General features: G+C 60.9%; 14 protein-coding genes and 1 riboswitch. Of the genes, 1 reads left to right on the forward strand and 13 read right to left on the reverse strand.

Translation table 11 applies throughout. The features are described from left to right. Window positions 1-23: 23 nt before the first annotated feature. The 7 genes from GR197_RS21540 to GR197_RS21570 all read right to left on the reverse strand — a co-directional run bounded on the left by GR197_RS21540 (window position 24) and on the right by GR197_RS21570 (window position 8,043). Window positions 24-845 (reverse strand): bifunctional allantoicase/(S)-ureidoglycine aminohydrolase, encoded by an 822-nt coding sequence (locus GR197_RS21540; RefSeq protein WP_164013177.1) that lies wholly within the window; start codon window positions 843-845, stop codon window positions 24-26. A gap of 84 nt (window positions 846-929) precedes the next feature. After that, window positions 930-2,765, reverse strand: coding sequence for an ABC transporter ATP-binding protein (locus GR197_RS21545; protein WP_164013179.1), 1,836 nt, complete (start codon window positions 2,763-2,765; stop codon window positions 930-932). Between the two features lie 17 nt (window positions 2,766-2,782). Then, a complete protein-coding gene (locus tag GR197_RS21550) occupies window positions 2,783-3,979 on the reverse strand; it encodes an aminotransferase class V-fold PLP-dependent enzyme (protein ID WP_164013181.1) in 1,197 nt (398 codons plus the stop codon). Window positions 3,980-4,048: 69 nt separating this feature from the next. Continuing rightward, a complete protein-coding gene (locus GR197_RS21555) occupies window positions 4,049-4,561 on the reverse strand; it encodes a RidA family protein (RefSeq protein WP_164013183.1) in 513 nt (170 codons plus the stop codon). Window positions 4,562-4,623: 62 nt separating this feature from the next. Next, a complete protein-coding gene (locus tag GR197_RS21560; protein WP_164013185.1) occupies window positions 4,624-5,493 on the reverse strand; it encodes an ABC transporter permease in 870 nt (289 codons plus the stop codon). Continuing rightward, complete coding sequence (locus GR197_RS21565; protein WP_164013187.1) at window positions 5,493-6,434, reverse strand: ABC transporter permease; 942 nt, start codon at window positions 6,432-6,434, stop codon at window positions 5,493-5,495. The genes GR197_RS21560 and GR197_RS21565 overlap by 1 nt, the downstream gene beginning before the upstream one ends. A gap of 82 nt (window positions 6,435-6,516) precedes the next feature. Then, a complete protein-coding gene (locus GR197_RS21570) occupies window positions 6,517-8,043 on the reverse strand; it encodes an ABC transporter substrate-binding protein (protein WP_164013188.1) in 1,527 nt (508 codons plus the stop codon). A gap of 225 nt (window positions 8,044-8,268) precedes the next feature. Between GR197_RS21570 and GR197_RS21575 the strand changes: the two genes are divergently transcribed. Then, window positions 8,269-8,853, forward strand: a complete 585-nt coding sequence (locus tag GR197_RS21575) for a DUF1349 domain-containing protein (protein WP_164013190.1) — start codon at window positions 8,269-8,271, stop codon at window positions 8,851-8,853. A 497-nt stretch (window positions 8,854-9,350) separates the two neighbouring features. On the opposite strand, the gene GR197_RS21580 is transcribed toward GR197_RS21575, so the two are convergent. The 6 genes from GR197_RS21580 to GR197_RS21605 all read right to left on the reverse strand — a co-directional run bounded on the left by GR197_RS21580 (window position 9,351) and on the right by GR197_RS21605 (window position 21,363). Beyond that, a complete protein-coding gene (locus GR197_RS21580; protein WP_246724649.1) occupies window positions 9,351-9,980 on the reverse strand; it encodes a hypothetical protein in 630 nt (209 codons plus the stop codon). A 10-nt stretch (window positions 9,981-9,990) separates the two neighbouring features. Beyond that, window positions 9,991-17,853 (reverse strand): hemagglutinin repeat-containing protein, encoded by a 7,863-nt coding sequence (locus tag GR197_RS21585; protein ID WP_246724650.1) that lies wholly within the window; start codon window positions 17,851-17,853, stop codon window positions 9,991-9,993. Between the two features lie 91 nt (window positions 17,854-17,944). Continuing rightward, window positions 17,945-18,499, reverse strand: a complete 555-nt coding sequence (locus GR197_RS21590) for a hypothetical protein (RefSeq protein WP_164013192.1) — start codon at window positions 18,497-18,499, stop codon at window positions 17,945-17,947. A 43-nt stretch (window positions 18,500-18,542) separates the two neighbouring features. Beyond that, a complete protein-coding gene (locus GR197_RS21595) occupies window positions 18,543-19,007 on the reverse strand; it encodes a hypothetical protein (protein ID WP_164013194.1) in 465 nt (154 codons plus the stop codon). 13 nt (window positions 19,008-19,020) lie between these two features. Next, window positions 19,021-20,742, reverse strand: a complete 1,722-nt coding sequence (locus GR197_RS21600) for a ShlB/FhaC/HecB family hemolysin secretion/activation protein (RefSeq protein ID WP_164013196.1) — start codon at window positions 20,740-20,742, stop codon at window positions 19,021-19,023. A gap of 12 nt (window positions 20,743-20,754) precedes the next feature. Next, a complete protein-coding gene (locus tag GR197_RS21605) occupies window positions 20,755-21,363 on the reverse strand; it encodes an invasion associated locus B family protein (RefSeq protein WP_164013198.1) in 609 nt (202 codons plus the stop codon). Between the two features lie 648 nt (window positions 21,364-22,011). Next, window positions 22,012-22,108, forward strand: a riboswitch (TPP riboswitch). Window positions 22,109-22,115 lie beyond the last annotated feature (7 nt).

Raw genomic sequence — 22,115 nt, forward strand, 5'->3', positions numbered from 1 at the left:
ACGGATGTTGACCGGCACAGTTCCTACCAGAGCTTCATGTGCCGGTTGACGTCTTTGTAGAGCAGGTAGCGGAAGCGACCGGGACCGCCAGCATAACAGGCCTGCGGGCAAAAGGCCCGCAGCCACATGAAGTCGCCGGCCTCGACCTCAACCCAATCCTCGTTCAGGCGATAGACCGCCTTTCCCTCGAGCACATAGAGCCCGTGTTCCATGACATGGGTTTCCATGAAGGGGATTACGGCGCCCGGCTCCAAGGTCACAATAGTGACATGCATGTCGTAGCGGACGTCGGCAGGATCGATAAACCGCGTCGTTCCCCAGCGTCCGTCCGTGTCGGGCATTGCTGCTGCGGGATGCTCATCCTCGTGCGTGAAGATCGCCGGCGGCGGCTCCAGCCCCTCGACTTCCTGAAACGCCTTGCGGATCCAGTGGAATATCGCCGGGCCCGATCCGTCGTTTTTCAGGCGCCAGGCCGAACCCGCGGGAATATAGGCGAAGGAGCCGGCGCGCAGCGTGTGGCTGACGCCGTCGAGCTCCACCGTCATGCCGCCTTCGACGACGAACAGCACTGCTTCGGCCCGCTTGTCCGGCTCCGGCCGATCGCTTCCGCCGCCCGGCTGAACTTCCATCACATATTGCGAGAAGGTTTCGGAGAAGCCGGAAAGCGGCCGCGACAGAACCCATGCCCGCGTTCCCGTCCAATGCGGAAGGAGGCTGGTGACGATATCGCTCATGACGCCGCGCGGGATGACCGCGTAAGCCGTGGTGAAAACGGCCTTGCCGGAAAGCAATTGGGTCTGCGGCGGCAGACCGCCAAGCTTCGAATAATACTCTGTCTTGTCCATTGATGCGGCTTTCCAGGCAGGTGTCACTACATCTGCTTTATGCGCCGCCAGCCGGTTAGGCAACTGCCATTGGGGCAAGCCAGCCTACCGATCTGCCATCACCAGATGGCCCGGCCCGACTTCGCGATAGAAGGTGGCCGGAGGCTGGTAGTCGACGGCGCGCATCGGGCTCTTGATCTCGTCATTCGCCACCATCCGCTTCTCATGACGGCGGTCGGGATCGGGCACAGGCACGGCGGCGATGAGTTTGCGGGTGTAGGGATGCTGCGGATTTTCGAAGACGGCGGCGCGCGGGCCGATCTCGACGATTTCGCCGAGATACATCACCGCCACCCGGTGGCTGACGCGCTCGACCACCGCCATGTCGTGCGAGATGAACAGGAAGGCGAGGTCGAGGCTCTGCTGCAGGTCGAGCATCAGATTGATGACCTGCGCCTTGATCGACACGTCGAGCGCCGACACACTTTCATCGGCGACGATGACCTTCGGCTGCAGGGCAAGCGCCCGGGCAATGCAGATGCGCTGCCGCTGGCCGCCGGAAAATTCGTGCGGATAACGCGCCGCCATATCCGCGGACAGCCCGACCTTGACCAGCAGATCGGCAACAACCTCCTTTGCCTGTTTGGAGTTGCCCAACCGGTGTTCGAGATAGGGTTCGGCAATCGCAGCACCGACCTTCATGCGTGGATTGAGGCTGGCAAAGGGATCCTGGAAGATCATCTGCACGGATTTGCGCATTTCGCGCAGCTCCTTCCTGTCGAGGCCGAGCACCTCCCTGCCCTCGACGAGAACGGAGCCCGCCTGCGGCTCGATGAGACGCATGATGGCGCGGCCCGTCGTCGATTTGCCGCAACCGGATTCGCCGACGAGCGACAGCGTCTCGCCAGCATGGAGATCGAACGAGACGTTTTCGACCGCGTGCACCCGGCTGGTCAACCGGCCGAACAGGCCGGAATGAATGTCGAAACGCTTGGTGAGGTTCTTCACCTGCAAGACCGGCGTCACTGCGACTGTATCGGCGGCCTCAGTCGGAATGTCGGATTCCCCCGTTGCCGTATTGACCACGGGGAAACGCAGCGGCCTTTGCCGGCCCTGCATCGAACCGAGCACCGGCACGGCCGACAGCAGCGCTCTGGTATAGGGATTTCTGCCGCGGTGGAAGATATCGGCGGTGATCCCGCTTTCAACCTGCTCGCCACGATACATCACCACCGTCCGATCGGCGATCTCGGCGACGACGCCCATGTCATGGGTGATGAACAGTACCGAAGTCCCCTCCTCCTCCTGCAGCATCTTGATGAGATCGAGAATCTGGCCCTGGATGGTCACGTCGAGCGCCGTCGTCGGCTCGTCGGCGATCAGCAGTTTCGGCCGGCTGGCAAGGGCCATGGCGATCATCACCCGCTGGCGCATGCCGCCGGAAAAACGATGCGGATATTCGTCGAAGCGCGAGGCGGCCGAGGGGATGCGGACTTTTTCCAGCAGCCTAATCGTCTCGGCCCTGGCATCGGCCCGGCTGATAGTGGAATGGCAAAGCAGCGCCTCGGAGATCTGATCGCCGATGGTGAAGAGCGGATTGAGCGAGGTCATCGGCTCCTGGAAGATCATCGCCACCTCGTTGCCGCGCACCTGCCGCATCGCATGTTCCGGCAGTGCCAACAGGTCGCGGCCGCCGAGCATGACCCGGCCCTCGACGCGGCTGGTATCGGCCTGCAGCAGCCGCATGATCGACAGCGAGGTGACACTCTTGCCCGAGCCGGATTCACCGACGATCGCCACCGTCTCGCCGGGTGCGACGGTGAAGGAGACATCGCGCACCACCGGTTTCCAGCCGCCGTCGACCAGAAAGGAGGTGGTCAGCCTGTCGACGGAAAGAACGGGTGCGGCCGTTTCGATCGATTGTGCTTGAACCTCAGCCATATCGCTCCCCTTGCGGCTCAATCCGGCCAGCGCAGCGCGGCGTCGAAGCGGTGCCGGCTGCGGTTTTCGATCGGCGTTGCGATGATCTCATTGGAGGCGCGCGCCTTGTCGAGTTCCTCGGCCAGGCGGTTTGCGACGATGACATCCTGGCCCGGATGCAGGTTGCACGGGTCGAGATAGAAATAGCGGTGCTCCACCTCGTGGTCGCGCACGATGATCGGCGGGGTGCCCCTCGCCAGCGCATCGGCCAGATCCCAGGCGGTGATATGGGCCTGCTCGGCATCGACGATGAGACGCAGCCGGTCGAGCGGATTGTTGGTCGGATCGGGCTCGATCAGCGCGGTCAGACCGGGACGGCCGTCGAGTGTGCGCTTCCACAGATTGAGAGAGCCGGTCTCGCGCTCCCGGATGCCGGCATGATCGCGCTTTTCCCAGGCTTCGAGTGCGGCCATCACGCCGAAAATACTCTCCTTGCCGACCTTCATGCCGCGGCCGATGCCCATATTCTGCAGGAAGGCATGACGCACCAGTTCCTTCCGGCCGGCGACGATGCCAGACGTCGGGCCGCCGAGGAATTTGTGGCCGGAATAAAGCGCGATATCGGCCCCCTGCTCCAGGAAAATCCGCAGATCATATTCCGAGGCCGCATCGACGATGACGGGCACGCCCCTGGCATGGGCGATCTCGACGAATTCCTTCAGGTTCAGCAGGCCGTAGTCGACCACATGGTGGGAGACGACATAGACGGCGGCGGCAGTCTTGTCGGTAATCGCCTTTTCCATGTGAAAGCGATGCGTCGAGGTCGCCTGTCCCACAAGCACGGCCTTGCCGCCGGCAAGCCGGATCGCCTGGTCGACCGGCGCGCCGTAGCTCACCACGTGGCCCATCTGCACCAGCACTTCGTTCTTCTCGGACGCGGCATCCGGCAACTTCTCGATCGCCAGCAGATTGTCGCCGGTGATGGCGCCGGCGACCGCCAGCGAAATACCGGCCGAGCAGGAGGCGGTGACGAAGCCTGCCTCGCCGCCGGTCAGCCGGGCGATGACCGCACTTGCCTTGCGCTGCAGGTCGTTGATCTCGACGAAATGCGGCAGGATCGATGCCATCGCCTCGATCGCCTCCGGCACGACGATCGAGGCGCCGAGGCTGGTCATCGTGCCGGATACGTTGATGACGGGGCGAAGGCCGAGCGAAGGTCTGATATCATTGGGCATGAAGGTCTCCAGAAGTCTTAGTCGAGGAACGCGCCATGGCGGACGCTGCTCCAAATATGAAAGCTCTCGTCAGCCATTCAAGGCGACGATCGCCTCGATTTCGACGGTGATGTTGCCGGGCAGCGAGCCGAAGCCGACGGCCGAGCGGGCATGTTCGCCCGCCGCGCCGAAAACGGCGATCAACAGATCCGAGCAGCCGTTGATGACGCTTGGATGATCCTCGAACTCAGGCACGGCATTGACCATGCCGAGCAGCTTGACCACCCGCTTGACGCGGGAGAGATCGCCGAGCGCGTCATGCATGACGGCGAGCAGATTGATGCCGGTCAGCCGCGCATGCCGGTAAGCCTCCTCGACACCGACGCCGCCGCCGACTTTGCCGGCATGCATGAAGCCGTCGGCCTCACGCGGCCCCTGGCCGGAGAGGTAGAGCATATTGCCTTCCACCACATGCGTCACGAAATTGGCGATCGGCGGCGGTGGCGGCGGCAGCTTGATGCCGAGGGCGGCTAACCGTTGGTAAGGCGAGTTCTCGACCTTGCCGGCGGCGTTGGGAAACTGATTCACGCAAACTCCTGTCATGCGAATTGGACTGGGCGAATTGGATTGGGCGAATTTCGATTGGCCGACGTCTGGTCGGCGGATTAAAGGTCCTTGCGAAGTCTTGGGTCGAGCATGTCCCTGAGGCCGTCGCCGACCATCTGTAGCGACAGCACCGAGAGAATGATGGCGACGCCGGGAAACAGCGTCATCCAGTCGGCCTGGCCGATATATTGGCGGCCGGCGGCGATCATCGTTCCCCAGGTCGGAATTTCTGGGCTGACGCCAAGGCCGAGAAAGGAGAGGCCGGCTTCGGCAAGCATGGCGCTGGCAAAGAGGAAGGTGGCCTGCACCAGGATCGGCGAGAGCAGATTGCGCAGCACATGCCGGGTCATGATGTGAAAGGTGGAAATGCCGAGCGCCCTTGCCGCCTCGACATAGGGCAGCTCGCGAATGACCAGCGTCGACGCGCGCACGATGCGGGCAAGACGCGGCGCATAGACGATCGACAGCGCGATGATCACCGTGGTCAAGGACGGGCCGAGGGCGGCGACGAGGGCGATCGCCAGCAGAATATCCGGGAAGGCCATCATCGCATCGATCAGCCGGGCAATCGGCGTATCGAGCTTCTGGAAGAAGCCGGCAAGCAAGCCGAGCGTCACGCCGATCACTGCCGACAGGCTGACGACCGCAACGCCGACGAGCAGCGACAGGCGGCCGGCAAAGATCGTCCGCGAGAAGACGTCGCGGCCGAACTCGTCCGTGCCGAAGAAGAAGGTGCCGCTCGGCGGCTTCAGCCGGTTGACGATGGAAAGCTTGGATGGCGAATAGGGCGCGACGACAGGCGCGAAGACCGCCAGCAGCACGAAGATCGCCAGGATCAGCAGGCCGAAGGTCACCGTCTTGCGCTTCAGCAGGCGGCGGACGAATTTGCTGCCTTCGCTCTCGACTGATTTGATTGCGATATCGGCCATCAGTAGCGCACCCTCGGATCGACCAGCAGATAGAGCATGTCGATCGCAAAATTGATCAGCACGTAGAGGGCGGCGATGACGAGCAGCGCACCCTGGATGACAGGGTAATCGCGGCGCAGCACCGCCGAGACGACGAGATTGCCGACACCCGGCAGGCCGAAGACAGTCTCGGTGACGACGGCGCCCGAAATCAGCACCGCAGCCGTCAGGCCGAGCACCGTCAGGATCGGGATCAGCGCATTTTTCAGCGCATGCTTGAGGATGACCTTGCGCTCGACCAGCCCCTTTGCGCGCGCCGTGCGGATATAATCGTCGCCGAGCACATCCAGCATCGAGGCGCGGGTGAAGCGCAGGATCAGCGCCGAGGAGACGATGCCGAGCGCAAAGGCCGGCAGGGTCAGATGATACATCCGATCAAGGAAGGTCGAGCCGGGACCGCCATAACCCGAGACCGGGAAGATATTGAGCCGGACGGCGAAGAACTGCATCAGGATGAGGCCGAGCCAGAAGCTCGGGATGCTGGCGGCAAACATCGCCAGCGTCGTTGCCGCCTGGTCGACGAAGGAGCCACGCCGATAGGCGGCATAGATGCCGATCGGCAGCGCAATGGTGCTGGCGATCGCAAGCGAAAACAGCGTCAGGAAGAAGGTCGGCTCGGCGCGGTCGAGCAGAGCCGACGTCACCGGCATGTTGAGGAAGATCGACTGACCGAGATCGCCCTTCAGCAACTGGCCGATATAATAGAGATATTGCAGGCCGAGCGACTGATCGAGGCCGAGCCTGGCGCGGAGATCGACAACATCCTGCGGCGTCGCATCCGGCCCGAGCATGACGGCGGCCGGGTCGCCCGGCGTCACGCGCACGATGACGAAGACGATCGTGACGACGAGAAACATCACGACGATCATGCCAAAGAAGCGCTGGAGGATGTAGCGGATCATGAATGCTGGCCTTCAAGCCCTTGCAGATACGGCAGAAAAGACCGGTGCCGAACCCTGGAAGGGTCGGCACCGGCGGCGATGCTTACTTCTTGATCGAAGCGTTCCAGAAATATGGCCACGGGGCCGGATCGACGCCTTCGAGTTTGACCGACTTTGCCGCGACGGCGTTGAAATCGCCGATCTTCATAAAGGGCGCGTCCGTATAGATCGCCTTCTGGACATCGGCCCAAAGTGCCACGCGCTTCTTCGGGTCGACCTCGGAGGTGAAGGCATCGACGGCGGCCTTGCGGGCCGGCGTATCCCACCAGCCGGGCGAGCTGGTCGAGAGCGAGCCGATCAGCGCCGGCTCCGGCAGGAACGGGCTGTGGGTGATGTAGATATCCCAGAGCTTCGGATCGGTGCGGCGCTGCGTCAGCGTCGCCCAGTCCACCACCTGCATATCGACGGTGAATCCGGCAAGCTTCAGATATTCGGCGGCGACCTGCGCCATCTTGTAGTGGAATTCATACTGGCGGCTGGTCAGGATGCGGATCGGCTCACCTTTGTAGCCGGCCTTCTTGGCGGCAGCGGCCGCCCCTTCCGGATCGGCGACGTTATAGGCGCCTTCGACGCCCGCATCCGTCGACCAGGAAAAGGTCTTCGGGTAGATGGCGCCGTCAAGCGCATAAAAATCCTTGCTGCCGAAAGCCGCGGCCAGCATGTCTTCCATACTGAGCGCCTGGCGGATCGCCTTGCGAACCTCGACATTCGCAGCAACACCCTCCTTCGTGTTGAAAACGAAGACCGGATAACCGAAGGGCTTCAGCATCACCGGCTGCGAGGCGGTGGAGGCTTTCAGCTTGTCGTAGGATTCGACCGCGATCGAGTCGACATAATCATACTGACCGGAGATGGCGGCCTCGACGCGGGTATTCGCATCCGGCACCGGCACGAAGCGGATTTCATCGAGATATTGATGGCGGGCGCCGCCATACCCATTGCTGTCGCCTTCGCGGGACTTGTAGCCGTCGAAGCGGACGAGCTGGATATACTGGTCGGCCTTGCGCTCCTTCAGCATATAGGGGCCGGTGCCGATGAACTCCTTCATCGGCTCGTCCTGCTTTTCGGCAGGGATGATGATCGCTGCCGAATTGTTGAAGGCGAGCAGCGAGGTCAGCGGCGCATAGGGCTGTTTCAGCGTGATGGTGACGGTTGCGGGATCGACGGCAGTGATCTTGTCGATGAAGCCGGCCACCTGCTTGCCGCGCGATGCGATCTTCATCCAGCGCCCGAGCGAGGCGACGACATCGTCCGAGGTCATGTCGCTATTGTCGTGGAACTTGATGCCGGTCCTGAGCTTGATCGTATAGGTTTTGCCGTCGGCGCTGATCTCCGGCAGGCTTTCAGCCAAAAGCGGCGTGACGTTCCAGCTTTTGTCGAAAGTGTAAAGCGTTTCGAAAATATGCTGGGTGACGATGCCGACGAGATCGGCCGTCGACGACATCGGATCGAGCGTTGGCGGCTCGCCGATCGTCGCGACATTGATGACGCCGCCCTTTTCCTGCGCAAAGAGGGTCGAAGGCAGGGCGACAAGCGCGGTACCGAGCAGAAATGCGACAAGTGTTTTCATGTGAGGGCTCCCGGTCAAGTTCCACAATTATGTAATTCATCTTTTTGTAAGAGAATAAGAGATGGATCGATCCTGTCAAGCGCGGGCGACCGATTATGCGCTCTTGCGGATACTGGAACACCAAAAACCACAATCTTCGGCTGCGCTCTGCCTGCACGAAGGCCGCGTTTTATGCCAAGGTGAGCGATCACCGGCGGTCAGGCTTCAATGGAACGGGAAAATAGAATGAGCATCGATTTCAACGACGGAAAATGGCTGAACGAACCAGCCAGTTGGCACGCCGACAACACCGCCCTCACCCTGACGACCGACGAGAAAACCGATTTCTGGCGCGAGACCTATTACGGCTTCACCCGCGACACCGGCCACTTCCTCGCCTTTCCCACGGCCGAGAGTTTTACCGCCCAGATCCGCATCCAGGGCGAATTCCGCACCCTCTACGACCAGGCCGGCCTGATGGTGCGCCTCGACGAAAACCACTGGGTCAAAACCGGCGTCGAATTCACCGACGGCGAAGCCTTCCTCAGCACCGTCGTCACCAACGGCCGGTCCGACTGGTCGGTGTCGCAGCCCTTCAAGGAACTCGAGGATTTCCACATCCGCGTCACCGTCGCAAACGGCGCCCTGCGCATCCAGGCCTCCCGCGACGGCAGCCGCTGGCCGCTGCTGCGGCTAGCGCCCTTCCCGATCGCCGACCAATACGAAGTCGGGCCGACGGCCTGCACGCCGGAGCGCAGTGGTCTAATGGTGCGGTTTTCGGAGTTTTCGATCGGGCCGGCGATTACGACGGATCTGCATGATTTGAGTTGAGGAAGCTGGGGAAAATGCTCCCGCCGCATCAACCATCCTCTCGGCAACCTACGCCTCAATGTCGTATTCTCGGCGGCAATACACGAATCCGGACAATGGGTCCAAGTCCTTAAAGAGTCGATTTGCGTATAAACATTCTACATCAATACGTGCGATTAACTCTACTCCGGCAGAGGCACAAATGTTTGTTGATAATACTTCTATACTCTCGACATCAAAATCGGTGGGCTCGCGCTCCAAGTAATATCTTATGAGAAGAGTTTTCCCAGAGAATTCGGCAGCAATGGCCCTGATCTCTGGGTAGATTTCCCCAAGTAAACTTTGCCAAATATGAAGGATTAGCCAACCTGGCAGTTTGTTCACCGCTGTCGCCTTTGCAGATAGGACTGATTTCAGGAATTCATACGAGAGACTGATCTTGTCTGAAACGGCGTTCCAACTCCGCTACAGCCTCAGCGTCCGAGGGCAATTAGTGCACCTACCGTCGGAGCTTCGGTTCAACTCGTGGACGGTGTCCTGATGATGGAATGCATGCCTGGCAGTTGATCCGCCCGCGCCAAAAAGTCGTGCGCGACTCGTACATTTGCGTCGTCGCCTAAGCCGATCACGCCAAAACCAAAATCATCGTGCGGATAAAAGGCCAGTTGCCAATTCGGCGACATGATGAAGCAATGACCGTACAGTCCGTACACAACCATCTTTGCGACAAGTAACGATCTTATACATACGATAGAGAAATCATCCCCCTTGATAAGGGTAATATCTCTCCATTCCTTTTCGACAGATTCACTATATTTCTGCGAACTAGGATCACGCCCAAATCGTTTTTTGTAACTAAATTGTCTAACAAGCCCAGACTGAACAAGGCCTTTTATTAGATCGCCGTCTCGCTGGTCATCCGCAGCATCGCCGTAATGCCCAACTTCGTCAGAGTTTGCGTGCACCGAAGATGCAATCACAAAATATTCCAGATCGTTTTTGAAATATCGCATGAAGAAGTCGACGGCAGATTCTTCCATGCCCGGTTCATATCGGGTGTCTTTTTCAAAAAAACCGAGGAAGCGATCTGATGCTCCATATCCCGCGAGATTGACTGACTTCAGTAGCAAACGAAGGGTATCGCTCATTGTTCTTCCTTTAAAATTTAATAATTACCCCGTTGCTACCGACGGTGATCTTGTCCGACGGGCGAGGAGCTTTTCCTGGATGCGAACCAACCTTCCATTCTCCATCTTTGTCGGTATGAGTTGTCCGACTCTTCTCCCAGATCTCACCAGTTTTCCTGTTTCTGTATTTCGTTCCTTCAACTTTGACAAAATCCTCCGGATACGATTCTGGGGTTCTGACCTTGTCGCCAACAGCAGAGGAACTGGCCTTTTTACCGCGTGGAGGCTCACTCGTAGAATCGTTTCCGCCATCCGAATCTTTTTCATTATAGACAACCTGTTTGCCAGTGGCGGCGGAAATCTGATCTGCCACGCCCGCCAACATAGAGTCTGGCATAGCACCGCCCAACACGGTGCCTGAGAGCAGTTCGTATTGGCCGTCGTTGCCGATGGTGAGAAATAGGATGGTCGCCTGACCGCCTTGCGTAATTTCAACGCGCCGTAGCAAGGAGTCGCCGTCACCGGTGACATGGACCGCCGTTCCGTCCGCTAAGATCGCGGTCTGATCAATCTTGTCGCCAACTGCTGTTGTTGAGGCCAGCAAGAACCCGGTGGTTAACAATCCGGCGACCGCTGTGCCCGCCAAAGTCGCCTCTGCGATAGCGAGCTTGGTCAGGCGCTGAAATACATTTAGACAGTTGAGTGCGCCTGCCGCAGAGACGGAGAAGCTCTTGCCCCCAACGAAAATGGTGCAGCTCGCGGCTTCGGCGTATGCAGGCGTAATAAGCCAATCAAGTAGATGAAACTCATTCTCTGCGCGCTGGCCGCAGCTCGCCAATTGAGAAAGCACTGCTGGGTCATCTCGATATTGCGCGAGCGCAGCTGCGGAACGGGCGTCATCCAAAGACAAATGTCCATCTGCAGCCATACGCTCGAACACGTCGCCGATCGCGTCGGCAATCGTTTTGCCGGCCTCAAGCGCCGCTTTTATGCTCTGCGTCGAGACATAGATCTCCAGATCGACATGCTTATCTCGTGTGATCTCGTATGCTTTCTCGGGATCCCGGTTCAAGTCGGCGAGCGGCGCTGTCGCTCCAGATTGTTCCGAGGCCGCCTGCTTCTCTTCGTTACGGACGGTGATCGCGCCAGGGCCGACGGTAGCACGGACGGTCTGGCGCGTGTCGTCGAGCTGATAGGTGCCCTCCAACGTGTTGTTTGCCGGCGGCGCTCCGGGCAGCTCGTTGCCGGGAATCTCGATACCGATTTGGGCGCTGAAGCCCTCATAACCTTTCTGTCCAAGGAAATCCTTATAGGTCAGCGTATCAGTGGAAAGCGACAGGTCGCCGCTGTCGGAGATGATCTTGCCGGCCTGAAGATCGGTATTGCCGCCGACCTCGATATCCATCTTGCCGGTGGAAAGTAGACCGGATTGCTCGCTGATCCAGTTCGTTGCGCCCGAGCCGAGGCCGCCACCGAATTGCAAGCCGGAAAGCTGAGTGGTCAAAGGCAGAAAGTTGCCTCCTACCATTCCGCTCAACGAGAAACCGGCGGAGGCAGAGTTGTTGGCGCTGCTGCCGAGATCGGGCGTAGAGATGATGCTGAGATCGCCTCCGATATCGGCCGTGACCGTATCGCCGGAAACGACAGCGCCCTTGAGCGTCGTGTCGTTGCCGGAGCTGATCGTGATGTCGCCGCTACCGATCACATGGCTGTTGACTTGTGTGATCGAGGTGGCATCGGATTTCGACATTCCCGCGCCGGCGCCGCCGGTGACGCCAACGCCGACGCCTTGCAGGCCGATACCCGCGCTTACGCCGAAGCTGGCGTTCGCCGACTTGCTGTCGCTGCCCGTCTCGCTGGTCGCCTGGGCGCTTTCAAGCTTGATATCATGACCGGCTTTCAGCGTAATGTCGCCGAACTTGTCGTCGCCGACTACAGCGGCAACGCCGTAATCATACCCCGCCGCTATCTGAGCACCGTGCCCAGTCAGATCGCCGGAAGTCGCTTCGATGGTGACCGAGCGTCCCGCCTCTACGTTGGTGACGACCGGTGTGGAAGTTGAAGAAGAAGCGCTGCTCTTTTCGTAGCTGAAGCCTGCCGTCAGCGATACGGAGGCGATGCTGCCGCCGTCCTTGGCGATGCCGGCGATTTGCTGGATGGCATCATAAGCTTTAAGCGAGGCGAAGGCTGCGTTGGCTGCCGAATAGCCATCGGAGATACCTGTGATCTTCTCCGCTGCCCCGGCAATGCTCTGGGCTGCACTGACTAGCCCTGTCGAAACCGATAGCGTCACACCGGCAAAGAACTGCTCATGCACGCTTTCATAGTTAGATTTGTCCTCCGCACTCAGCAGGTTGACATCGCGGTCGGCGGTGATCGCGACATCGCGTTCGGCCGACACGTCGGCGGCCTGCAGGTTGGCGTCACGGCCGGCCTTGATCGTCAGGTCGTTGCCGGCGGAAAGAGTGGCCATCGCGTTGGTCTGCGAGCCTTGTTTCGTCGTGTCGGAAACCGACGACATGCCGATGCCGACGGAGAAGCCACCGCTGCTCGAACCGAAGGAAATGCCGAAACCGGAGCGTTTTTCTTTCTCCTCGGACGATTCGCTTTCGGCGCCCGGCGTTATGTTGACGTCGCGGGCGGCGTCAAGCGTGATGTTCTGGTCGGCATAGATCTGCGAGCCGAGAATGTTCACATCGGTGTCGCGGGACTTCAGCGCCAGGTCGGTTCCGGCTGAAAGCACCGACGCCACATTGAGTTCGGATGCCTGCTTGCCGCTCTTCTGCTCCGCGCCCCAGAGCGATATGAAGCCGTCGCCGGAGCCGACGAAGAGGCCGGATTTCTTCCGCGTGACCTCAAGCTCATGCTGCTCGGCCGCGCCGATTACCGAGACGCTGTCGCCCTCGACGGAAATCGAGCCATCTGCATAGACTTGTGAACCCGCGATCACTGCCGCGCCGCCAGCATTCAAGTTGATATTGCCGGATGCGCCGAGTTCGGAGGCGACCGTCGTTTCGTCATAGCTTTTGTGGCTGGAGTTCCCTTTGGAGAGGAAGCCGCTGCGCGAGCCCTTGTCATCCTTGGCGCTGGTGTCCTTGCCGGAAGCGATGACGAGGTCGCCGCCGGTGGTGATGTTTAGGTTCGCCGCGCCGGTCTCTGTGCCGGCTTCGATCTTCGAGGTGGAGATGACCGTATCCTTGCCGGATTCAATATCGACGCCGCCACCCCCTGTGATGGCGGAACCGACGGCCGTCGTCGTTTCCAGATGCGTGGTCGTCTTTTCGCTCGTGCCGAGGAAGCCGCCCTTGCTGCTGAGCTTAGTGTCGAGCGTGGCGGTGTCGGTGGCTTCGGCGATGGTAATGTCGCCGGAAGCCTTGAGACCGACCTTGCCGTCGGCGGCAAGCTTGCTGCCGACGATGTTGAGGTAGTGATCGCCGCTGGTGTTGCCCGCCGTCACCGAGAGGTCGCCGCCGGCTGCGATCTCGGAGCCGACATGGGTGATCGACGAGGCGGACTTCTTGCCGAAGGTGGATGCCGATTGCCCCTGGGCGGCGGTGATGTTGATATCGTCGCCGGCGCTCAGCGCGACATTGCCCCCGGCCTTGACGGAGGAGCCGGAGAGCAGGATGTCGTCGCCTGATTTGATCGTTGCATTCGTGCCGGCAGAAAGCTGCGATTGCTGCTGGTCGGTGGAAAGCGTCCTAGTGTAGCCGGATTGGTTGTTGCGGGCGACATCGGTCGAGACGACGGCCACCGAGCCGTTATCCGCGGTCACATCAAGCGTCGTTCCCGCCTTGGCGGAGCTGCCGATGACGTTGACATTGTCGGTTGCCTTGATTGACAGGGCTCCGCCGCTGGCGATCTGGGCACCGGTGGAGTTCTGCTGGCCGCCGTTATCTACCTTGAGGGCATCCAGCGTCACATTCTTGCCGGTGAGCGAGGCGTTGCCTGTGGCATTGACGACAGCACCCTTCAGCGTCAGGTCGGTCGCCGCAGCAAGCGTCGCGTTGCCGCCGGCGGTGACGGCGGCGTTCGGGTTGACCATCGCCTGGCCGCCGAGATCCATGGATTGCGCGCTCAGCGTCAGCGCGCCGGAGGAGGAGAGCGACACGTCCTTGCCTGATTTGAAGCTGCCGCCGTTCGACGCAATCGAGGAGCCGGAAACGGAGAGGTCGTTGGCCGCGACCATGGCGCCGGAATTGTTGATCGCGCCGCCGCCAACGGTGACCGATGAGCCCGACATCAGCGCGCCGGAGGCGGTCAGTTGCGCCGTTGCCGTGCTCGGGAGATAGACGACCGGCGCCCACACCTCGATGCCATTGACCACCTGCTTCTGATAGAGCACGACCGGCTTCGTCAGCGCGGCAACCGCTTCGGGCGTGAGCGCCTGGCCAACCTGCAGATGGTTGTCGCTGGCGTACTTGACGCCATTGTCGAGCAGCGTCTTGACCTGCTCGGTGGCGTCGCTGCCGGGGATAAAGGAGCCCGGTCCCAGGCCTTCGCCGGCGAGCTGCTGGATCTGCTTTTCGATCAGCTGGTTTTCGAAATAGGCGTCGCCCAGGAAGGGAACGGTGGTGTCCGGCTGATAGCCGATGAGGTTCATGAAATAGCCGGAGCCGTAGAAGGTGCCGACATCGAGGAACTTGGCGCGCGTTTCGAACAGGAAGGTCTGTCCAGGTATGTTGGCGTCGACACCGCCCGATTGCGGATTTGTCGAAGCGACAAGGGTGGTGCCGAGACCCGAGTTGACGTTGAAGAGGGCCCCGCCGGCCGTCAGGCCGGAGAGCGCCGACAGCGGATCGCCGGGATTGCTTGCGGCCGCGACGCTGGCGCCGCCGGCCATCGAGCCGGCTGCCGACGTATTGTTGACGCTGGCGAAATCGACGGAGAGTGCCCCGTGGGCCTTGATGTTGGCCGAGACGCCGCCGATCGCCTGGACGGAGCTGACGATCGTCGTGCCGTTGGCGATGTTCTTCGAGGGATTGGCGTGACCGTTGGCATCATAGGCGGTACAGGCGCCCTGAGCGTTGCAGGTCGTCGTCGTCGTGCGGAAGAGGGTGACGCCGGTGTTGGTCAGCGTCGAGCCCTTCAGCGTCGCGTCGCCGCCGGCCTCGATCGAGCTGTAGGCATTGGTGAGATTGGTGGCGTCGATGGTGAGGTTGCGGCTTGCCCTGATCGTCGCTTCCGGGCTGAGCGTGCCGATCAGCCGATCCTCGTACACCGACTGGCTGAGATGGGACGACCAATCCCATGAATAGGTGGTGCTTTCGTCCGAGCCGCTGAAATTGACTTCGTCAACGATGAAATAGCGCGACGGATTGTTGGGATCGGCAACCGGATTGCCGTTCGCATCCCGCGGCACGCGGGCCCTGATCCAGTCGATGATCGGCGTGACCTTCTCAGGGCCGTCGGCCGAGATCCAGGTCCATGCGCGATAGGTCGTGCCGTCGGCGAGCGTCGCCTTCGACCAGAGCAGCGGCTCATAATCCTGCCACAACCCCGGATCGACGCCGGCATAGAGCTGGAACATGTTCTGATCTGCGGTCTCGAGGTAGCCGAAAGGCAGGCTGGCGGCGGCGGGATTGAGCGTGAATCCGGTCAGGACGCCGGAGGAAACCAGCGTCCCGGTCGTCCATTGCGGCGTGGCGGCCCGCTTGTTGGTCAGCTCGCTGGTGAGGATGGACATGTCGTTTCCAGCCTGGATCAGACCGGAAATATTGGTGACACCAGCGGTTCTCTGCGCCGATGTGACGCCTGCAATCTTGAGGTCGTTGCCGGCAAGGATGGCGCCCTGATTATTGGTGAGCACTCCGCCGATGAAGAGGCCGGCGTCGTGGCCGGCATAGGCAAGGCCGGTAGCGCTGTTGTCAAAATTGCCGGAAATGTTGAGCGTCAGATCATCTTTGGCCGCCAATTGCCCGGCATTGGTCAGCGACAGCAGCGTCAGCGTCAGATCGTCGGCGGCGAGAAGCGCGGTGCTGGCCGAGGTGGAGAGGCCGTCGGCATTGATGGCGATGTCGCCGGAACCGCCGGCACTGGTGACGGCGTTGATGGTGGCGCCGCTAAGATCGGCCGTGCCGGAGAGATTGAGGGCGAGGCCGCCGAGCGTCAGGCTGTTGTTGCTGAGATTGGCGCTATCGGCGTTGAGCGTCAGCGTGCCGCCGGCAGCGATGTTGCCGGCTGCGCCATTGGAGAGATCGATATTGGTGGTGGTGAGCGTCAGGTTGCCGGTGGCGCTGGTGGGGTTGCCATAGCTGATCCGGCCCGAGGCCGTCAGTGCCGCGCTGCTCAGGCTCTGGAGCTTGCTGTAGGCGATATTTTGGCTGGCCGTGGCCGAAAGATTGCCGCTGCTGAGCAGCGCATTGCTGACGGTAATCGAACCATTTGTGGCGGTTAGGCTCATGCTGCCCGCCTGCTGCAGCGCCAGCGTGCCATTGGCGGATTGAGCGGTGGCGGCGAAATCGACGCCGGAGGCGATGGTTGCGGCCGAGATCGAACGGCCTGAAGCCGTGACGTTGCCCTGCGCCAGCATATCACCCGATATGCCAATGTCGGCGCCGGCGGAAAGGGTGAGATTCTTGCCGCTGACAAGCGAGGCGGCAGAGATCGCGCCTGATGTCGCGGTGATCGTCAGCGCATCGGCGCTCTTGACCGCACCTGCAATCTGGATGTTGCCCGCGGTGCTGGACAGGGTGAGCGCATTGCCGGCCACGACGCTGCCGGCGGCAATGCCGGCTGCCGACGACATCAGCACGTTGGCGGCGCTGTTGACCTCGCCGCCGGCAGTCAACAGACCGCTGCCGCTGGAAAGCGCGATATCGCCATCGGCGGCGAAGGTATTGAGGGTGATGCCCTGATCTGCCGCAATGGTGGCCTTTGCTTTCGACGTGACCTTGGCGGCCGTCACCTTCGACTTCGAGGAGATCGAGACGCCCTGCTCGCCGGAGACGTTACCGAGCGAGATCTTGCCGTCGGCCGACAAAGACAGTTCGTTGGTGTTGGCCGCGAGATCGCCGCTCATGCGCACGCCAGCGCCATTCTCGGTGACGACGATCTTGATGCGGTCGGCCTGCATGGCGCCGAGCGCGGTGCCGTCGATTGCGTATTCCGGCGTGCCGGAGATTGGCGCAAGCGCCTGAGCGTCGCCCGTGGCGTAGTCGAAATTGGACGCACCCGCCGTCACGCGCAGCGACTTGCCGTAGACCGGGCCGTTGACGTGGACGCTGCGCGAGACGATGTCGAACAGATCGACCGCGCCGGATCCGGCGGAAAAATTGCCGCCGTTCGACCCGATGGTGACATCGCCGCCATTGACGGTAAAGCCGTTGAGCTTGCCATCGGCGCCGATTTGCGGAGCCCCCGTCGTCAGCGTTGCATGCGGCGTGTTGATGAAGCCGCAGCCGTCGCAGGTGATGCCGTTCGGGTTGGCGATGACGACATCGGCGCGCCCGCCGAACACCTCGATCGCGCCGTTCAACGCCGAGCGGTTGCCGCTGGTGACTTCGTTGAGGATAACCGATGCCGGCCCCGATGTGTTGAGATTGGCATTGCCCGGCGTGACGCCGCCGAGATTGGAGTTGCCGATCTCGCCCTTGAAATTGTTGAGGATCAGGCCCGGCGTGCCGACGTTGAAATTGTCGTATTTGTTGTGCGACAGCCCCTGGCTGTTCGGCGTGACGATGTCGATGAGCGGCGCGCCGTTGGGTGCCGCGCCGACGCCCGGCTGATTGGCGGCCGGCGCCGTGGTGCTCGCTGAGACCGACTGGGCATTGGCAAGCATCGGCTGAAAGACCAACAGCGCGCTGAGCACGATCGCCAGCGAGCGATGGGCGAACCTACCGAACCGGTAAGCAAGGGCCTTGGCATTCGAACCAAAATCGGCTTCTACACGCATCGTTTCGTCTTTCCAAACGCACAACTGGTTTTGTGTCTCGACATCAATCGTGACCGGCGCTGCCTTCCCGGCAGCGCCTCGCCTCGTCTCGTTATTTCTGGGTGAGCCAGGTCTTCACATTGCGCGTGAAGGACTTGGACAGACGCTGAGCCATGACATCAGGCGCGCCGGACGTTGTCGCCGCATTGACCGCGACGGCGATGATTACGCCGTAACCGCTTCCGCGCATGGAGAGGTCTTCGCCATGGATGTTCTGCGCTTGGGCGATCAATTGGCCGGTCTTGACATCCTCCAGCCGAACGGTTCCGTCGATCATGCTGTCATGGCCGCCGATAATGCGGGCCTGCTTGGTGGTAACGTCGAACACATGCAGCGTCACGACCAACCTGCCCCTGTTAGGGCCGCCGGGCACACCGATCAGTTCCTTCGCCATCGTGGCCTGGAGCGTGCGAACCGCCTCCTGGACCTGCTGGTCCGGCTTATCGCCGAAACCGAATGTCTTGACGTCGGGAGCCAGCTCGATCCGGATCTCGCGCACGGACGTCCGCTGGAGGGCCGCAATCAGCCGGGGATCTGTCCTCGTGGTGACGCAGGACGCCAACGTCGCGGCCACCAGGAGAAGGGTTAGAAAACGCACGATACGCATAGGAAACTCCGGACCTCTTTCACGATTTACGTGAAGGCCAAATTCAGTTTCGGCGGTCTGACGACGACGGCTTTGGCTTGCTGTCGAGATGCTTGTAGAGCTCGGTCAGCTGGGACTTGGGTGCCGGACAGCCCTTCGATTTGGCGATGCTGGTCAGGACATTGTTCCTGTTGCGCAATGCATCGATCTCGACCTTCTCGGGCGATTTCGGGTCCATGAAAAACAGCGCCGGCAGAAACAGCAGCACACCGGTCGCCCCGAGCACGATGTTCTTGCCCTGCGCATCGGTCCGCTCCTTCACCGTCGAGGAGATCTGCCGCTCGTTGGCCTCGAATTCCCGCGCGATGCCGGCGCAATCGAAGGCGCTGTCGGACGGGTTGGTCGAAGCGACCGGGCGTGCCTCCCGCCCGGCACAGCCGGCAAGCGACATGGAAAGAGCAAGGATCAGCGCCGTCGATCTTGAAAGGGTGTTGGCCTGCTTGTTCGTCGAAATATTGCGGGTGGTCATGGTCCTGCTTTCGTTACCAATGAGCGGATGCGCTGAAATAAAAGAGCCCGCCGTCGACATCGTCGAGGCTGCTTGCAACAATGTCGGAATAGCCGAGGTCGGCACTGATATTGCCGCCGACGGCCCTGATGCCGGCCGTCCAGCTGGCAAGGTCGCCGCCTGATATGTCGAAGCGCTTTTGCGCATAGACATGGCCGTAGTCGAAGCCGAGATAGGGGCGCAGTTCGCCGAACGCCTTCGCAGCCGCGCCGCCGCCCTGGTTGGACCCCGTTCTCCAGACGATCTCGTTGTGGCTGAACACGCCATTATTGCCGAAGAGCACGCTTTCGCGCGTGCCGCGGACATTGCTGTAGCCGCCGAGCGAGATCTGCTCGGCGCCGAGCAGATTGTCGGGGGAATATTGAGCGCTGAGCAGCGAGGTGAATTCGAACTGCCGGCCGGTGGCCTGGAAGGGCTGCGTCACGCTGACCGTGGCGTTGAATTTCGAAAACCGCGGATCGGCGTTGCCGGCACCCGGATCCCCCGGGTTGACCGCATCGAAGAGACCGAGCCCCTTGTCAAAGCTGGCATCGAACATCCAGATGCCGCCGAACATGCGGCGGGAATGGGAAATGCCGATATCGCCGACCGTATAGCGGCGGCTGCCGACCTCGATCAGGTTGCCGAGCAGGAAGTTGTTGGTCTGTTTGTAGGTCAGGCCGCTGCGGACCGTGGTGAACGAATCCTTGTCGCGAGAGATAACGCGATCGATGCCGAGACCGGCCTGCCCGGAATTGCCCGAGGTTTCGAGCGTGCTGAAGTTTCCCTCGACCGCACTTTCATATTGGTACCAGGAGCCGTTCAGCGACAGGGTGGAATAACCGTAGGGGACGCTGACGCTGCCGGAATAACTGTTGCCAAAGCCATTTCCGTCATTCTCCCACGAATAGTCCGGACCGCTGTGCTCGTAGGAGAAATTCCACTGGTCATTGATGCCGAGCAGGTCATCGTAGCCGAGCGATGCCGAGCTGCGGGAAAAGCCGGTGCTCTGCTGCCCCATATTGTTGTTGCCGACGGAGACATGCCAGGGCCGGCCCGGCCGGTTTTCGATGTTGAGGATCGAGGTTCCATCCTTGGGGCCGGGCAGCATGGCTGATTTGGCGTCGTTGGCCTGCAGCCGGTTCATCTGGTCGAGGCCCTGCTCGATATCGCGGATATTGACGACGCGGCCGATCAGGCCGGGAAAGGCGGTCGCCAGCGAAGCGTTGCCGGCCACCTTCTGGCCATTGAGATAGATGTCGGAGAGCGTGCCCTCGACGACGAGCAGCCGGAGGATCCTGGTCTTGCGGATATCCTGCTGCGGCACATAGGCCCGCGAGGTCACATAACCATGATCGATATAGAGATGCGTAACATCCCTCAGCACCGCATTGATCTCGGCAAGGCCGACGCAGCGGTTGCCGTAAGGCGCCGTCACCTTGCCGATCTCCTGGGCCGACAGCAGGTTCGCCCCGTCGATCACGACCCGCGTGATGTCGAAACAGGCGCCATTGCCTGTGCCGGCGGGCAAAGCCCCGTTTTCCGCACCTGCGCTGCCGCCTGGTGTGGCGCGGCGCAGGGCATCCAGCCGCTGCGTCTGCGACTGCTCTTCCTGGCGGCGGTTGAAATCATCGGCCGGCGTTTGCGCGTAGGCGGGGGCGATCGCCACCGCGAGGGCAGCGCCGGCAACCAGAAAGTATCGAATTTCTGTGGTCATGATGAAATTCGGCTACTTCGCGGCGGCGGGCTGAAGTTCATCGAGGGCCGGCTTCAGCCCTTTCAGCGAGAAGCGGATATTGACGTCCTGGCCGTTCATCAGCCGCACCAGCCCTTCGGCGGCGGTCCCCTTCTTCAAAGCCGCGGTCATTTTCGTATCCAGCGCCAGCTGCGCCCAGCATCCGGTCTGGTTGCAGTTGCGGTAATCGAGCTTGGCGACGGGCTTGCCGTCGGCCTTGATCGACAGGCCCGAGGGCAGGAAAACGTTGAGCGGCAGAAGGGCGGTCAGCATCAGCCGTGGCTTGTCCCTGTCCTTTTCGGAAGGCGCGGCAGGCGGCGCCGATATCGCCAGCGTCAAGATATTGACGGGTTTGCCGTCCTTGGTGACTTGTGCCACCTGTGCGACTTCGCAGGCCTCAGCGCCTGCCGAACCGGTGCAGCGATAATACCAGTCGTCGAATTTCTGAGATTTTAGCGCCGGCGCCGATTGGGCCGGCGCCTGTTCCGGTTCTTGACCATCAGGAGATTGCGAAAAGGATGGGCTCGCACAGGCGATCGATATCAGAATGGGTCCGATCGTCCAAAGGACCCACGTCATGCCGCTTTTCAAAAATTTCTTCATTTAAAATGCAACTTCAGGAAGATTTTATTCTCGTTGAAAGTCATATCGCTACAATCCGCATTTCGGTCAACCTTAACGTGTCAGCACGGTAAAGTTTGTGTTAGGTATTTACTTCGCGTTCTGGGGGATTACGTTCAATTTGCCCGAGACCCCACGCCCAACGAAATCGCCTACAGATTCCAAAATTCGAATGAAACCGTTTGGCGAGACACATGAGCCGACGCGCAACTTATGCGAGGCTGGCCACCTGCTCGTTCTCATTGAATATCAGGCGCATAGACGGATAGGATGAATAATTCCCCACTATCAGACGTCCGGAAAATCCGGCGGAAGATGAGCCGCACTCATTTTGAAGAAAAGACGCTCGGAGGCGCCTGCATCATTCCCGATGCCGCTCACAAATACAGAGATGTATTTCGGAAATTCCTTACACCCCCGGGTTGCTACTGTTGTTTACCTGCGAATGAGGGGACAACCGCATGGCGAAACCGCAACGGCCGACGCAGCCCGGGACGGAATTCGCGGCCCAGCATTCGCGAAAACCGGATGAAGACCCGAATCGGCGGCGACCTCCCGTCTCTCGCTGCGCCGTCGCAGGACTGTCATTTTCGAGATGACATCTGCCTCGTTCTCTGCGAAAAAGAGCACGATGAGAGACAGGGGCGCCCGTCGACAGACGGGCTGAGAAGCACCCTTCGAACCTGAACCGGATAATGCCGGCGGAGGGAGTCGCTCGGGGTCGCGGCATTGCC

It is taken from the genome of Rhizobium phaseoli (assembly GCF_010668805.1).
GTDB lineage: Bacteria > Pseudomonadota > Alphaproteobacteria > Rhizobiales > Rhizobiaceae > Rhizobium > Rhizobium phaseoli_A.